The sequence below is a fragment of the Sphingomonas sp. SP2 genome, from assembly GCF_058313385.1.
In genome coordinates this window covers 1,462,605-1,477,902 of sequence record NZ_JBZFLD010000001.1, presented here as the reverse complement: position 1 = coordinate 1,477,902, position 15,298 = coordinate 1,462,605, and the positions used below count along the sequence as shown (strand labels likewise).

The following is a 15,298-nucleotide window of genomic DNA, read 5'->3' as shown; positions in this document are numbered from 1 at the left end:
CACCTCGCGCGCCATGCCGACTGCCCGGATCATCGAACAGGATCGCAAGACCACCCAGTCCGGCCGGGCCAAGTCCGGCAAGTGGACGCTCGAATTTGCGAGCGACCGCCCCCAGAAGCATGATCCGCTGACCGGCTGGGTCGGCAATGCGACCACCGCCACGCAGGTCCGCCTCGCCTTCGAGACCAAGGTGCAGGCGATCGCTTATGCCGAGCGCCACGGCTACGATTATCACATCGTTCCCGCGCCCCCGGTGAAGCTCAAACTCCAGGCCTACGCCGACAACTTCCGCTAGGATCGCGCTTAACTTCCGTTACGTTGCCGTTACGGTGGTGAAGAGTTAAGATACGCCTCGCCGGATCGCTCGAAGGAGAGCGCCGGTGGCCCGACCCCATGTCATGCTCGTGATCGGGACTCGTCCCGAAGCGATCAAGCTCGCCCCGCTTGCGCAGGCCGTCGCCGCGCGCGGCCTGTCGGTCCAGCTCGTCTTCACCGGCCAGCATGCGACGCTCGACCCGGCGAATTTCGGCCTGTCCTCCTTTCCGGCGCTTCGTCTGCGCTGCCGGGCGGGGACCGATCCTGCGCTCCACGCCGAGGAAGTCGCTACTGCGCTTGTTCCTGCCCTCCGCTCCGAGGACGCGCGGCCCGAGCTGCTAATTGTTCAAGGCGATACGTCGAGCGCCCTCGGCGGGGCGCTTGCCGCGTCCGCGTCGGGCATTCCGCTCGGCCATGTCGAGGCTGGGCTGCGCAGCCACGACACCGCCCTCCCCTGGCCCGAGGAGGGCAATCGCGTCACGATCGACGGGCTCGCCGACCTCCTCTTCGCCCCGACCGAGGATAATGCCGCCAACCTCGTCGCCGAGCAGGTACGCGGCGAGATCCACATCACCGGCAACACCGCCATCGACGCGCTGTTCGAGGCGCTGGCCGGGATGCCGCCGCGGATCTCGGACACCGGGGGCCTGCCGCGCCTCCTCGTCACCTGCCACCGGCGCGAGAATTGGGGGGCGGCCTTCACCCCCATCGCCCTCGCGCTGGTCGAGCTTGCGCGTTCGCCCTGGCTCCGGATCGAGGTCGTGCTCCATACCAATCCGACGCTCGCTGCCACGGCGCGGCTGATGCTCGGCGGCCATCCCCGGCTCCGCCTGATCCCGCCGATGGATCACCGCGCGATGATCGCCCTCCTGCGTTCGGCCCACCTGGTGCTGAGCGACAGCGGCGGGATCCAGGAGGAAGCTCCGGCGCTCGGCGTGCCTTTGCTCGTCCTTCGCGCCAATAGCGAGCGACCCGAGGGTTTCGCCAGCGGCAACAGCCTTCTCGTCGGCACCGACCGCCACGCCATCGTTCGCGAAGTCAGCCGCCTCCTCGACGACCGCGCCGCCTATCGGGCGATGGCCGTGCCCTCGCTTCCCTTCGGCGACGGCAAGTCGGCCCCGCGAATCGCCGGCCTCGTCGAGGAATGGCTCGCCCGCCAGCGTCGTCCGAACGAAGCCGTCATCGCCTGATTGACGAACGCCCCCATGCCCGCCATATGCGCGCCTTCCGCGAGCAATTGCCGCATGGCCCCTTCGTCTAGCGGTCTAGGACGTCGCCCTCTCACGGCGAAAACACGGGTTCGAGTCCCGTAGGGGTCACCATCACCGCCTGCCTCCACGCGGGCGCTTCGCCAAGCTCGAAGCTTCGGCCTTTTCTCCAGGCGATCGTCCGCGCCTCAGGCCAGGACTGCGGTTCCTTGCGTTACTCCCGCGCGCCAAGTGCCAACAGATCAGCCGAGAACGAACGTCTGCCGAAGGGGCGCCGTGTCCGTTGCCGGGAACAGCGCCTTCGCCATCATCGCGGGATCGTGGCCGAAATGCTGGCCAAGCGCCGTCGCGATCAAGGCGTCGAGGGCGAGGGTCGGCTTAAGATCGCGCGCTTCGTAAAGCGCGGAGGCCCCCAGCCCGGGCCAGTCCGCAAGCACCTTCCCGCCGGCGACCGCGCCGCCCAGAAGGAAGGCCGCGGCGCCGGTCCCGTGGTCGGTCCCGCCGGTGCCATTCTCGCGTGCGGTGCGGCCAAATTCGGTGGCGACCAGGACGAGGCTGTTCTTCCAGTCCTCCCCGAGGCCGTCGCGGTAGGCTGCAAGCAGGGCGTCCAGGCCGGTGAGCTGCGCGTTCAGGCGGCCCTTCTGGGCGGTGTGCGTATCCCAGCCGTCGGTCTCGATCATCCCGATCCTTGCCCCGCCCGGCCCCTTCATCATCCGCGCCGCAAGCGCTCCGGCCGCGGCTGCGCCCTTGCCCGAGGCGAGATCGCCTGCCTTGGTCCGCGCCTGCAGCGCCTCGTTCCACAAGGGGCCGAGCTGGCTGTCGCGGGCATAGAGGTCGCCGACGCGGATCATCAGGTCGTCGCCCGCTTCCGGCAGGTTGGACGGGGCATAGGACGCCACCCGGGCGGCGCCGCGCAGGGCCGGCGGCACCGCCGGGGCAAAGGCGATCGCCTGCGGATTGTCGGGCATCGTCCGGACCAGCCGGTTCATCCACCCGTCCTGCAGCCGGTAGGGCAAGGCCCCGCCGGTCTCGAGCACGTTCTGCCCGTCGAAATGGGAGCGATCGCGGTAGGGCGAGGCGACGGCGTGGACCAGCAGCGCCTGCTTGGCTGCGGTCATTGCCGCCACCTGCCGGAGCGCGGGGTGGAGGGTGAACATGGCGTCGAGCTTGGTGCCGCCGGCGGCCTCGGCGCCCAGTTGCGGGCGCAGGGCGGCAAATGCGGGATCGCCGGTTGGCGCGAGTATGGCGAGGCCATCGGCCGCGCCGCGCTGGATCACGAACAGGAAACGGCGATCGGTCGCGGCGGCGGCGAAGGCCATGCGCGGGGCGAGCGTGACGGCGGCGACACCACTTGCCCCGGCGGCGAGAAAGCTCCGGCGATCCATGACTATCTCCTGAGGAATTCGGGCGAGACCAGCAGCAGGGCGAGCCCCGTCCGCGGACTTTCGGCGCGGCTGATGGCGGTGGCGGTCGCCTCGGTCAGCCGCGCCCCGAGCAGCCGCGGGGCAAGCACCCGGGCATCGACGCCCTGCCCGGCTGCCGTGGCGAGACGCCCGGCCGCCTCGACCCGTCGGACAAGCGCATCGGGACCCGCCCAGCTGGCGGCGATATCGTCGAACCCCGCCGGAGAGGTCGGACGCCAGACCGGCATGCCAAGCTCGCTCAGAAGGCCCACGGTGCGTTGCGCGGGCGGCGGCGGCATATCGAGCGCGCGCATGCTGGCGATGGTCCAGTCCCAGGGAGTGCGGAACTTCGGCCGATCGGCCTGCCACGCCTCGGGCGCAGCGATGAGCGCGCGATAAACCGTCGGTAGATCACCGCGGCTGACGAGGAATGCCTGCTCGATCCTGGCCACCGCCGCCTTGGGCGGATCGTCGGCGATGAAGTGGCGGGCAAGCTTGGTGGCAATATGGCGGGCGGTCGCCGGGTGTACCGCGAGGTCGCGCAGCACCGCCTCGGCCTGGCCCTCCCCCTCTTCCCCGTAGCGCTTGCCGAGGATGGTCCGGGCACCCGGCTCGTGGAGGAGATCGGAAAAGACGAAGTCGCCGGTTGAGCCGCCCAGCCGGCGCTGCATCGGCCCGCGCCCGAGCCCGGCGACCGTCCAGCCGGTCAGCGCCCGCGCGAATTCGGTCACGTCGGCCTGGCTGTAGCCGGTGCGCACGCCAAGCGTGTGCAGCTCGAGGATTTCGCGCGCGAGATTCTCGTTGAGGCCGACATCCCGGCCGCGCGCGCCGGCCCGTTCGCCGGCGATGCTGTTGGGCCCGACCGACTGGGCCTGGTCGAGATAGAGGAGCATCGCCGGATGACGCTCGACCGCGAGCAACAGGTCGCCGAAGCGGCCCGTGAGATTGGGCCGGATCGCGTCGAGCTCGAGCAGGCCGGCATAGCCCACCGTCGTCATCTTGGTCGCGGCGACCGCGAAATGGTTGGCCCAGAAATGCGCCATTCGCTCGAGGAAGGGCGTGGTGGTCGTAAGCGCCGCCCCGACCCGGGCGTCGACGGCACGAAGATAGAGGTCCCGCTGGTCCTTGCGCGCAGCGACGAGCTCGGGCGGGCGCGCGGCACGGCGGGCAGGTCCCGGGGCACCGGCGGCCGGGGCCATGGTCATCGCGGCCGGGGCCATCATCGCGGCGCTGTCCGGCATGGGGGAAGGCCTCTCGCTGCCGTTCTGCCGGGCATCGCGCCGTTCGTCGCGATAGGCGATCAGCGCTTCGGCGGCCTCGGCGCGGGTCGGGATCTGCTGGAGCGCGGCGAGCCGCTGTCCGATCTGCGCCTCGACCCACCCACGACCATCGCGCCCCGTCTCCGGCTCCCGCCCGCGCGGCCCGAGGCCGAACCGGTTCTGCGCGAATATAACGTCGCTCATCACTTTCGCTCCACGAGCATGGCTGACCGCCTTCTCGGCCCGCTTGGGTGAACGGCCGGTGACTCCTCCGCGGAACGTCGATGATCTGGAAGGCGGCTAGCCTGACAGCCTCACCGCTTCCGCTCAGGCGCGAGACAGGAGGCGTGCGGCCTCGGGGCGGCGCCGGCGCTTGGTCGCGCGGCGCGACCAGAAGCTCCACGTCGTGAAGCCGCCGAGCATCGCCAGCGCCAACCCGGACAGGGTCATGACCAGTTTGTAAGCGATCCCGCCGACCTTCGCGCTGTGCAGCGGATAAGCCTTTTCAACGATGGCAGCGGCGCGATTGGCGGTGGCGGCGTCCTCGACCCAGACTTCGCCGTCCGCCTCGACCCCGACCTGCGTGCGCCCGTTCGGGGTCCATTCGAACGGCTGGCGGAGCCGGACGGTGATCGGGTCGCCGGGCTTCTTGGGCAGCGACAGGCGGCGAAGCGCGGCGTCGGGAAATCGCTCGGCCGCGAAGGCGAGCGCCGCCGCGGGGTCCGCCGCGACCCGCTCACTCGCCGTCACCCGTGGTCGCTTTTCCTCGCCGATGACCGCAGCCCGCAGCGGCGCGAAGATCATCGCCACGCCGGTCACCAGCGACAGCAGCAGGAGCGGTGCCGAGACGAGCCCGAGGTCACGGTGATGCGAAACGATCGGCCCCGGCTTCCAGGCCCGCGGCCACAGCCGAAAGGCAAACGAGCGTCGGCTCCGCCACCAGAGGATCAGTCCGGTCACCACGAACAGGAGGCCGATGATCCCCGCGATGCCCGCGACCGTTTCCCCACTGTCCCCGGCCAGCAGATAATGGTGAAGGTCGAACAACCACAATTCGGGCCGCTCCCACTTACCCGCCCAGCGTTCGACCACGGTGCCGTCCTGCGCGACATAGGCCCCGCTGCCGTCGCGGAAGACGAGGTGGTGGAGGCTCATGCCCGGCTCGGCGAAGGTCACCCGGGCAAGGTCGGGCCCCGCCGCCGCGATTACCTCGGCCATCGCGGCAGGCTGCTGCACGACCGCCTCCTTCGACTGGGGCAGCGCGATCCATTGTTCTTCCCAAACGAGGATCGCGCCCGTGAGCCCGAGGATCGCCAGCACGAAGCCGATGAGGCCACCGGTCCAGCGATGGAGGAGCGACAGAAGCTTCATCGCCGCCGCTCCTAGAATTGGCTGCTGAGGCCGAGCGTCATCGTCCGGCCACGCCCGGTGAAGCTGCGCAGCGGATCGCCCGCGGCCACCGTGTCGCTGTTGTAGCTGAGGTAGTCCTTGTCGAGGAGGTTGGCGACGCTGAACGACAGACGGTGCCGGCCGAAGCGATAGCCGACGTCGAAGTCGACCAGGGTGTAGCCCTCGAAATCGGTCGCGGTCGCCGCATCGTCGAAGCGACGCGCGAAATGCACCCGCGCCGCCGCCCGCGCGTCGAACTTACCGCGCTCATAGGATGCGAAGAGGTTGAGGCGGTCGGGCGCGATGTTCGCGCCGTCGAGATCGTCGTCGGTCCGCCCGTCATTGTCGCTGTCGGTCTGCCCGCGGACCCGCGCATAGGCTGCGCCGATGCGGAGCCCGTCGACCGGAAGCGCCGCGTCGACCGAGAGGTCGAGCCCTTCAAGCGCGATCGGCTGGCGGGCGACGTCGAAGATACCGTCGGCATTGCGGACGAGGAGCGAGCCGAGCTTCGACGAACTCCACCAATAGGCCGCGCTGGCGTTGATCGCGCCGCGCTTCCATTCGACCCCGAGCTCGCGATTGTTCGACACCACCGGCTCGAGCGCGAGATAGCGGTCGACGTCGACCCCGGCGACGTTGATCGCGCGAAGGATCCGGCCGACATCGGCGATGGTATAGCCCTCGGCATAGCTGCCGTAGGCGCGAAGGCCGCGAACCGGCTCGACGATGATCCCGCCGTTGAGCAGCCCTTCCCGGAAGGAGGGCGAGCCGCCATCGACCGCGCGCGAGCCGTAGAAGGCCAAAGTGGTGAAGTCCGGCACGTCGAGCCTGACCTTCTCGAGCCGCGCCCCGCCGGCCAGCCGGAGCTTGCCGTCGAGCAAGTTCAGATTGCCCTGCACGAAGGGCGCGACGCTGAGGAAGTCGGTCTCGGGCACCCAGACTCGATTGGTCTGGAGCAGAGTCTGCGCAGTGCGGTCGTGGAGCAGGTCGACACCGCCAATGACGGTCAGCGCCTCGAGGCCCGGCACTGCCCGCTCGTAGCTGAGCTTGGCCCCGAGCTTGCGGCTGCGATTGACCGACTGGTCGAACAGCGTCCCCGACGGCGCGATCGCCGGGTCCTGGAAGGTGCCGGTGATGCTTCCGCCAAAGATGTCGCGGGTGCGGCTGAAAAAGGCCTGCGCCTTCAGCGCGCCGCCGAAGAGGTTGTTCTCGGTGAAGGCCGCGCTCAGCAGCTCGGCGCGGTTCGACGGGGGCTCGCCCGCCAGTTCGCCGCGCACGCTGGTCGTCGGAATGCCGCGCACCACGACATAATTGCCGCGCCCGTCGAGCGCGAAACGATTGGCGACGATTTCCAGCCGGGCGCTGTCGCTCAGCGCCACCCCGACGCGGCCGAACAGCGAATTGCTGTCGCTGTCCTGGATTTCGCCCTGCGTGCTGTCGACGCCGATCTTGCGGCCGGCGCCGTCGAGGAAAACGCCGCGCCGCTCGACCGCCGCCCCGACGGTCGCGTCCCACGCACCGCTTCGCCAGCCAGCAAGCGCCGCCGCCTTGCCGCCAAGCGACGCGCCGCCAAGACCGTCTTGCGCACTGCCCTGGATGAGGGTGCGTACCGAGACGCCGTCGCGCAGCGGAGCGCCCACCGTCACCTGGTTCACTACGCCGCCGGTCGCCCCGATCCCCTGCAGGGCGTTCGAACCGTAGATGACCTCGACCCGGTCGATGAAGAAGGGATCGATCGTATAGCCGTCGCGCGACCCGTCGCGGATCGGGGTCGACTGCGGAACGCCATTGATGGCGAACAGTGGCGAGCGCCCGCGTAGCGATTCCCCCGCCCCGCTCAGCTTCTCGCGGGTCGGCGAGAAGGAGGGGAGCCTGGCCGCCACCGCCTCGATCACCGATCCCGAGGTCGCGACCTGGCGCTGGAAATCCTCGCCGCCCAGCACGTCGACGGTCAGCGGAAGCGCGGTGACCGGAAGGATCGTGCGCGCGCCGGTGACGACGATCTCCTCCTCGCGCTCTTCCGCCGGCGCGAGGGTCGCCTGCGCGGTCCCGGCTTCTTCGGCCATTGTCACGGGCGCCACCGACCCAAGCAGTACGGACATGACGCCACTCACAAGAAACATCGTCACTTAACCTCCATCAAGTGGAGCGCGGACTAAGCTTCCTGCGAACGATTATCAATAGCAATAGCGAGAAACTCACCGAAACCCGGATTCTTGCATTGGCCTAAGGTCCAGCACGGACCGTTTGGCGCCCGTGTCCGTTCGGGTGGGGCAACTTAGAAGGTCTCCCCTTTTCATGACTGATATCCTCCATCTGGCGCTTGGCGGCTGCCTGAAGGCCCCGCCGGTCGCTTATGGAGTGACGGCCGACACCGGTGGCCATATCGCCTATCTTCTCGAGGCGGCGATGCACCAGGCACAGCGGCCGGAGGTCGAGCGGGTCACCATCGTCACCCGCCTGTTCGATCCCCCCGGGCTCGACCCGGTCCACGGCACGGCGGACGAACTCGTCGCCCCCAAGCTCCGAATTCGCCGGATCGCCACCGCCAACCAGTCCTATCTCGAGAAGGAAGCGCTCGGAGCCGAGCTCCCGGCCTTCACCACTGCCTTCTGCGCCTGGCTCGCCGCGCTTCCCAAATTGCCCGACGTCATCCACGCCCACTTCGCCGACGCCGCCGCGGTCGCGATGGAAGCCCAGCGCCGCTTCGGCATCCCGTTCGTCTACACCCCCCATTCGCTCGGCATCGACAAGCGCGACCAGGCCCTCGAAAGCCCCGGCCTCGCGCTCCGCATCCGGGCTGAAACCGACGCGTTGCGCAACGCCGCGGCGATCATCGTCTCGACCCGTGAGGAAGCCGAGCGGCAGGTCGCGGGCTATGGTGTCGCCGTCGACGGCCGCATTCATGTGGTGCGCCCCGGCGTCCCCCGTCACGACGCGGCAGCCTCCGCGCCGACCATCGCCGATCGCCTCGGCGACTGGCTCGACGCGCCGCAGCGCCCGATCGTCCTCGCCATCGCCCGGCCGGTCGCCAAGAAGAACCTTGCCGCACTGGTCCGCGCCTTCGCCGCAAGCGCCGCGCTGCGCGACACCGCCAATCTCGTCATCCTCGCCGGTCAGCATGCCCATGCCTCGGGCGAGGAAGCGGCCGTGCTTTCCGAACTGACCGCCCTCGCCGCCACGCCCGAGCTTCGTGGCCGCGTCGCCCTGCCCCCGACCCACGACGCCGCCGACGTCGCGGCACTCTACGCCCGCGCGGCCCAGGGCGGGGTCTTCGCCAATCCCGCCCTCCACGAGCCCTTCGGCCTGACCCTAGTCGAGGCCGCCGCGGCCGGAGTTCCGGTCGTCGCCACCGGCAATGGCGGCCCGGCCGAGATCCTCGCCACCATCGGCCACGGTCTGCTCGTCGATCCCCGCGACGACCTGCAGATCGCCGACGCGCTGCTCGCCCTTGTCACCGACCCTGCCCGGCACGAGCAGTGCGCGGTCGCCGCCCGAACCGGTGCGAATCTCTATTCGTGGGACGCCTATGCCCGTGCGAGCAACGCCATCTACGCCGGCCTTGCCGAGCCGATGCTGCTCGTGTGCGACATCGACAACACCCTCACCGGTAGCCGCTCCGCCGCGCTCGACTTCGCCCGCTGGCGTGCTTCCTCGCCGCTGCCCTTCATCGTCGCGACCGGGCGCAGCCTCGACGCCGCGCGCCTGATCCTTCGTCACTGGCGGCTGCCCGAACCCGACGCCTTCATCGTCGACGTGGGCACGCGGATCATGCGCGCCGATCCCGAGGGCGGCTTTTGCGAGTGCGGTGACCATGCCGCCGCGCTCGACGCGAACTGGGATCGCGCCGCCATCACGCAAAGCCTCGCACCGCTTGCCATCACGCCCCAGCCGCCCTCCACCGACGGCCCGCACAAGATCAGCTTCTTCGGCGACGCCGCCGATGGCGACGCGATCCGCGACCGGCTCGACCAGCATGGCCTCGAGGCCCGGGTGATCCATTCGCATGGGCGGCTGATCGACGTCGTGCCGGTGACCGGCGGCAAGGCCGCGGCCATCGCCAGCTATGCCGCGCGCTGCGGCTTCACCCTCGCCAATTGCGTCGCCGCTGGAGACAGCGGCAACGATATCGACATGCTCGCCGCCTGCGGGTCGGCGATCGTCGTCGGCAATGCGGAAGCCCGCCTCGCCGACCTTCCCGAACGGCCCGGCCTCCACCGGGTCGCGGCGCACCATGCCGCCGGCGTGCTCGAAGGACTGTCCGCCCTCGGCCTTGCCGCAACGACCACTGCGATTGCGGCAGAAGCGGCATGAAGCGTCCCTTCGGCTATTTCGTCCACCACCAGGGCCGCGGTCATGCCGAGCGCTGCGCGGCGATTGCGGCCGCGCTCCCGGCCGACCGGCCACTCACCATCTTCAGCGCGCGCGATGATATCTTTCCGTCGCTCCCGCCGCAGGCAACGATCGTCCGCCTGCCCTCGCTGTTTGAGCCGCAGGGGGACGAGGCGACCGGCATGGACTGGGTGCCGACCCCCGACACGCTTCACTGCGCGCCGCTCGGCTGGCCCGGGATCCGCACCGCCATGGCGACGCTGTCGGGCTGGTTCGCAACCGCCGCGCCGTCGCTGATGCTCTCCGACGTCTCGGCCGAGATCGCGCAGCTCGCACGGATCTGCTCGGTCCCGCACGTGAAGATCCTCCAGCATGGCGACCGCAGCGACCCCGGCCACCAGGCCGCCTATCGCGGCGCCGCCGGCCTGCTCGCCCCCTTCCATGCCGACCTCGCCCAGCCCGAATGGGGCACGGACATGATCGCCAAGACCTGCTTCGCCGGCGGCCTTGGGGTCGACCTCCGCCTCCCCGAGCGCGAGGTCGCGCGGCAGCGGATCGGGATCCTCTCCAACGAGGAGGTCATCCTCGTCCTCTCGGGCGGCGGCGGCGAAGGCTTTTCGCAGGCCCCGATCGGGGTCGGGGCCCGGGCCCGGCCCGACGCGCGCTGGATCACCATCGGCAAGGTCCAGCGCGACTGGCATGCGACCGAGCCGTCGAACGTCGAGCATCGCGGCTGGGTCGACAATGCCGCCGACCATATCGCTGCCGCCGACCTCGTCGTCGCCTCGACCGGCAACACCACCTGCCAGCAGATCCTCGCCGCGGCGCGGCCGTGGCTGGCGGTGCCCGAATGGCGCTATTTCGACGAGCAACACCGCAAGGCCGAGGCGCTTGCCGCCGCCGGCCTCGCGACCGTCCGACCGCACCTCCCCTCCTCGGCCCACGCCTGGGAGCAGGCGCTGACCGAGACCCTCGCCAACCATCGGCCCGAGCGCCAGCGCAACACGATCGATCACGCCCCGGCCGAGATCGTCGCCGACTGGCTCGAACAATTGTCGTGGCGGCTGTGGGGCGACGCCGACCGCGCCCCTGCCTCCACCCCCTCTTCGCTGGAGCAATTTTCCGCATGAACCGCGTTTCCGTCGTCACCCTCGCCAACGGCCGTCCCGACCATCTCGTCAATCTTGTCGAGGGCCTGAAGCGCCAGTCGCTCACGCCGGTCGAGCTCGTCGTCGCGGTGATGCAGCGCGAGGCATATGAGCTGTCCGAGGCCGACTTTCCGATCCGCCAGATGCTGATCGACGGCACCCACCTTCCCCTCGCCGCCGCGCGCAACGCCGCTGCTACGGCCGCCAGCGGCGAGCTTCTCGTCTTCCTCGACATGGACTGCGTCCCCACCCCGGACTGCCTCGAGACCTACGCGCATTTGGCCGCCGACTTCGACGGCCTCCAGATGGGCGAGGTCCTCTATCTTCCGGGCGGCGCCAACGCCGTTGGCTGGACCTACGAAAGCTTCGCCGACTGCGCGGTCAAGCAGAGCGACCGCCGCGGCCCGCCGGCGGAAGGGCTCGAGATCTGCGAGGACTATCGCTGCTTCTGGTCGCTGAATTTCGCCATGCCGCGCGCGCGCTTCCTCGCCCTCGGCGGCTTCGACGAGCGTTACTACGGCTATGGCGGCGAGGACACCGACTTCGGGAAGATGATCCAGGAAGCGGGCGTTCCCATCGCCTGGATCAAGGGCGGCCTCGCCTATCACCAGTATCACCCGCACCACATGCCGCCGGTCCATCACCTCGACAGCGTCGTCCGCAATGCCCAGTTGTTCGAGGAGAAGTGGGGTTTCCGGACGATGGACCACTGGCTCTACGCCTTCCGGATGATGGGCCTCGTCGACGACACGCCCGGCCGTCCGATCCGCATTCTCCGCCGTCCCGACGACGCCGATCGGGCGCTGACGGGCCAGCAGAGCCACCAGCCCTATGCCAATACCGCGCGGGTCATTCGCCAGCTCGAAGCCGAGGTGCGCGCCCGCAACGAGAATGCCGACGCGCTTCAAGCCGAAGCGGCATGAGGATCGCCATCCTGGCGCATGCCCGCCAGCCGATCGCCCAGCCTTTCGCGGGCGGGATGGAAGCGCATTGCTGGCATCTCGCCGAGGGACTGTCGGCGCGCGGCCATGACGTCGTGCTGTTCGCCTCGGCCGACAGCGATTCCCGCTTCGCCATCGATCCGCTGCTGCCCCAGCATTATGAAGCGCGTTACCCCTGGGCCGACTATCGCGGCTCGGCGGTGCTGACGGCCTATCTCGATACCGCCTACGCCGATGCCTGCGACCGGATCGCGGCGGGCGGCTTCGATGTCGTCCACAACAACAGCCTGCACCGCTTCCCACTCGAGCCGCGGCGCACCGGCATGACGCCGACGGTCACCTCGCTCCATGTCCCGCCCTATGACGCGATCCACCATTTCGTCCGGGTCAGCGTCGCGCCCGGGCATCGCCTCACCGTCACCTCCGCCCGCCAGCGCGAGGCCTGGTGGCCGGTGGGCGCGCCCGACGCCGTCTCGGTGCTTCACAACGGCCTCGACCCCGATCGCTGGCCCTTCGCGCCGACTGGCAATGGCGAAGCCGTCTGGTGCGGCCGGATCACCCCCAACAAGGGTCCGCACCTCGCCGCCCGCGCGGCCCTCCAAGCGCAGGTCCCGCTCACGCTCTACGGGCCGATCGAGAACGAAATCTATTTCGCCGACGAGGTCGCCCCGTTGCTCGGTCCGACGATCACCTATGCCGGTCATTGCGAGGCCGACGCCCTCGCGGCCGCGCTCGGCAAGGCCTCGGTCTTCCTCTTCACGCCCTGCTGGGACGAGCCCTTCGGCCTGGTCGCGGCCGAAGCCATGGCCTGCGGCCTGCCGGTCGCGGCGTTCGACTGCGGCGCGGCGCGCGAGGTGGTCGGAGAAGCCGGCGCCTTTGCCGCGCCCGGCGACGTCGCAGGGCTGGCGTCGGCGATCCGCACCGCGCTCGCTATCCCGCCTGCGGTCCCCCGTCGCCGCATGCTCGACCATTTCACCCAGGCCCGCTTCCTCGACCGCTGCGAAGCCCTCTACCGCGAGGTCATCGCCGAGCATGCGCAGGCGGCTCCTGCCCGAGAGCTCGCCTTCGCCTGACGCACGGATGCGGCGGGCCCCCTGCGAGCCCGCCGCATCCGGTCGTTGCAGTTATTCCCTTAGAGGTGGAAGCCGACCCCGGCGTTGGCCCCGACCTTCTCGTTGCTGTCGTAGCTGACCCCGAGGCGGAAGACCGTCCGGCCATTCTCGCTGGCGTAGCTCGCGCCGATCGCGATGGCATTGCGGCCGCCATAGGTGCCGACACCCGCCGAGATCATCGCCCGGCCTGCCTCGGTCGCCTGGGGAAGGGCGGCCGCGGCAAGGGCCGAGGCGCTTCCGGCCCGCGCTTCGCGGCGCGCGGCGCGAAGGTCATAGTCGAACGCCATCAGCCGCGCGTCGGTATAGGCATTGGCCTGGTTGACCGCGGTGTTGATCGCCCCCGTCGCTACCGCCTGAAGCTGGGCGAGATTGACCGCGTCGCTCGCCGCCGTGCCCGCCGCGACGTTGGTGAAGCGGGTCGCCGAACCGCCGGGATTGAGCGTGACGCTGGTCCGCTGCGGATTGTCATACTGGACGCTGTTCGACGCGAGGTCGAGCGCGTCATTGGCAGTGGCATCGGCCTGGTCCGCGGTCGCCTGGGCCGCCGCCGCTGCGGTCTGGGCCGCCGTCGCCGTCGTCTGCGCCGTCAGCACCGCCGCATTGGTAGCGGCGAGCTGGCCACCGTTCACCGCGTCGGTCGAGCCGGCGGCGACCGAACCCGCTGCGACATTGTGCACCGTCACCGGCCCCGGCGCGCCGCCGACGATGGTCACGTCATTGGTCGGGATCCCGCCGTTGGGCGTCGTCGGGCTCGCCGGGTTGCTGTACTGGACCGGGCTCCCGCCGGCGACCGTGAGGTTGGTCAGCTGGATCTGGATGGCGTTGATGTCGCCGGTGTTGGCGTTGACCTGCGTGGTGAGGTTGACGATCGCCGTGGTGTTGGTCGTGACCTGCGCGTTGGTCGCGGCGAGCTGGCTGCCGTTGACCGCGTCGGTCGAGCCCGCCGCGACCGTCCCCGCCGCGACATTGGTGATGAGCGTGCCCGCCGCACCGCCAAGCGTCACCTGTGCCTGCGTCGCGTCGTCATACTGGACATTGTTGCCCGCCGCCGCGGTCAGACCCGCAACCTGCTGGCCAAGCGCATAGAGCTGGCTTCCGTTGACCGCGTCGGTGGAGGTCGCGCTGAGCGTCCCCGCGGCGACATTGGTCACTCGCGTCCCACCTGCGCCCTCGAGCGTGACCACGGTCTTGCTCGGGTCGTCATAGACCACCGGATCGGTTGGAACGAGCGCGGCCAGCGCCTGCAATTGCGCGATGTTCGCCGCGTCGGTCGGGGCCGAACCCGGCGCGACATTGGTCAGCTGGCGAAGGGCGCCCGGAGCGCCGATGCTGACCTCGCCCACCGAGGAGAAGGTCCCGGTGAGGAGCGGTGCGCTGTAGTTGCTCAACGGCCCCCGGGCCGCGATCGAGCCCGCGCCCAAAGCGACGCTGTTGGCGGCGGTGACGCTCGCCCCCGACCCCAGTGCGACGCCGCTGATACCGGCCGCGCCGACATTGGCGTCGGGGCCGATCGCGATGCTGCTGGTGGCCAGCGCATCGGTATTGGCGCGATTGCCGAAGGCGATCGAGTTGATCTCACCCGCGCTCGCCTGCTGGCCGCTGGCGCCGAGCCCGCTGATCATGTTGCCGCCGATCGCGATCCCCGCGGGCGTGTCGAGCATGTAGCCGTCGGCGGTCGCGTTGCAGGTGCTTGCCGGACCGACGAGGGTCCCGTCCTGGGCGATGACGTTGAGGCCGATGTTGCTGCCCGAGGCTGCGGTGTTGAGAAGCCCGGTCACGTCCACGCTGAGCGGGGTCGGAAGCCCGGTGAGGTTGAGGAGCGGATTGAGGCTGAGCACGCCGAGCACGCCGTTCACGCGCGTCTCGATCGGCGCATAGATGCCGTTCACCACCGGGCGCATGATGTCGGTCACGACCGAGCGCGGCAGGCTGACCCCCGAGCAGACGCTGACCACCGTCGAGGGCGGCGGGACCGTCTGCGCGGTGGCCGGGGCAGCCGTCATCATGGCGACGATCGGAAGCGCCAGCGATGCCAGTCGCAGTGACAGGCGGCGCGGGTGTGCAACAGGCGTGATCTGACAATGCTTCGGCATTCGAACCTCCAACTTTCGTCAATGATTGGAGGAATTTACCGTCGTTAGATTGCCGCAAAGTTGGTCCGCGGCCGAACCAACCGCGCGCCTCGACGGTC

Annotated in this window: 11 protein-coding genes and 1 tRNA gene; 7 read left to right on the top strand and 5 right to left on the bottom strand. The window is 69.8% G+C overall.

Annotation, left to right across the window (positions count from 1 at the left end; all coding sequences use genetic code 11):
- Positions 1-13: 13 nt before the first annotated feature.
- The 3 genes from AC4GYU_RS07600 to AC4GYU_RS07590 all read left to right on the top strand — a co-directional run bounded on the left by AC4GYU_RS07600 (position 14) and on the right by AC4GYU_RS07590 (position 1,637).
- Positions 14-295: an NADH dehydrogenase ubiquinone Fe-S protein 4 gene (locus tag AC4GYU_RS07600; protein WP_491086283.1), complete on the top strand. Its 282-nt coding sequence runs from the start codon at positions 14-16 to the stop codon at positions 293-295.
- Positions 296-380: 85 nt separating this feature from the next.
- Positions 381-1,505, top strand: coding sequence for a non-hydrolyzing UDP-N-acetylglucosamine 2-epimerase (gene wecB / locus AC4GYU_RS07595; protein WP_491086282.1), 1,125 nt, complete (start codon positions 381-383; stop codon positions 1,503-1,505).
- Between the two features lie 56 nt (positions 1,506-1,561).
- Positions 1,562-1,637, top strand: a tRNA-Glu gene (locus tag AC4GYU_RS07590).
- A gap of 128 nt (positions 1,638-1,765) precedes the next feature.
- Here the strand turns inward: AC4GYU_RS07590 and AC4GYU_RS07585 are convergent.
- From AC4GYU_RS07585 to AC4GYU_RS07570, 4 genes are all read right to left on the bottom strand, one after another.
- The gene (locus AC4GYU_RS07585; RefSeq protein ID WP_491086281.1) at positions 1,766-2,908 is read right to left on the bottom strand and encodes a DUF1501 domain-containing protein; all 1,143 of its coding nucleotides are present in this window, start codon (positions 2,906-2,908) and stop codon (positions 1,766-1,768) included.
- 2 nt (positions 2,909-2,910) lie between these two features.
- Entirely contained in the window at positions 2,911-4,389 is a 1,479-nt protein-coding gene (locus AC4GYU_RS07580; RefSeq protein ID WP_491086280.1) for a DUF1800 domain-containing protein, read from the bottom strand.
- 123 nt (positions 4,390-4,512) lie between these two features.
- Positions 4,513-5,556, bottom strand: a complete 1,044-nt coding sequence (locus tag AC4GYU_RS07575) for a PepSY-associated TM helix domain-containing protein (RefSeq protein ID WP_491086279.1) — start codon at positions 5,554-5,556, stop codon at positions 4,513-4,515.
- 11 nt (positions 5,557-5,567) lie between these two features.
- Positions 5,568-7,640, bottom strand: coding sequence for a TonB-dependent receptor (locus tag AC4GYU_RS07570; protein ID WP_491086278.1), 2,073 nt, complete (start codon positions 7,638-7,640; stop codon positions 5,568-5,570).
- Positions 7,641-7,872: 232 nt separating this feature from the next.
- On the opposite strand from AC4GYU_RS07570, the gene AC4GYU_RS07565 reads away from it, so the two are divergent.
- From AC4GYU_RS07565 to AC4GYU_RS07550, 4 genes are read left to right on the top strand one after another with little or no spacing between them, the layout of a single operon-like run.
- Complete coding sequence (locus AC4GYU_RS07565; RefSeq protein ID WP_491086277.1) at positions 7,873-9,888, top strand: HAD-IIB family hydrolase; 2,016 nt, start codon at positions 7,873-7,875, stop codon at positions 9,886-9,888.
- Positions 9,885-11,036, top strand: coding sequence for a glycosyltransferase (locus AC4GYU_RS07560; RefSeq protein ID WP_491086276.1), 1,152 nt, complete (start codon positions 9,885-9,887; stop codon positions 11,034-11,036). The genes AC4GYU_RS07565 and AC4GYU_RS07560 overlap by 4 nt, the downstream gene beginning before the upstream one ends.
- Positions 11,033-11,977: a galactosyltransferase-related protein gene (locus AC4GYU_RS07555; RefSeq protein ID WP_491086275.1), complete on the top strand. Its 945-nt coding sequence runs from the start codon at positions 11,033-11,035 to the stop codon at positions 11,975-11,977. Before AC4GYU_RS07560 ends, AC4GYU_RS07555 begins: the two co-directional genes overlap by 4 nt.
- Positions 11,974-13,068 carry a glycosyltransferase gene (locus AC4GYU_RS07550; protein WP_491086274.1) on the top strand — a complete coding sequence of 365 codons (1,095 nt, stop codon included), beginning with the start codon at positions 11,974-11,976 and terminating at the stop codon, positions 13,066-13,068. Before AC4GYU_RS07555 ends, AC4GYU_RS07550 begins: the two co-directional genes overlap by 4 nt.
- A 59-nt stretch (positions 13,069-13,127) precedes the next feature.
- Here the strand turns inward: AC4GYU_RS07550 and AC4GYU_RS07545 are convergent, their stop codons facing one another.
- On the bottom strand, positions 13,128-15,113 hold the full coding sequence (locus AC4GYU_RS07545) for a YadA-like family protein (protein WP_491086273.1): 1,986 nt from the start codon (positions 15,111-15,113) through the stop codon (positions 13,128-13,130).
- Positions 15,114-15,298: the final 185 nt, after the last annotated feature.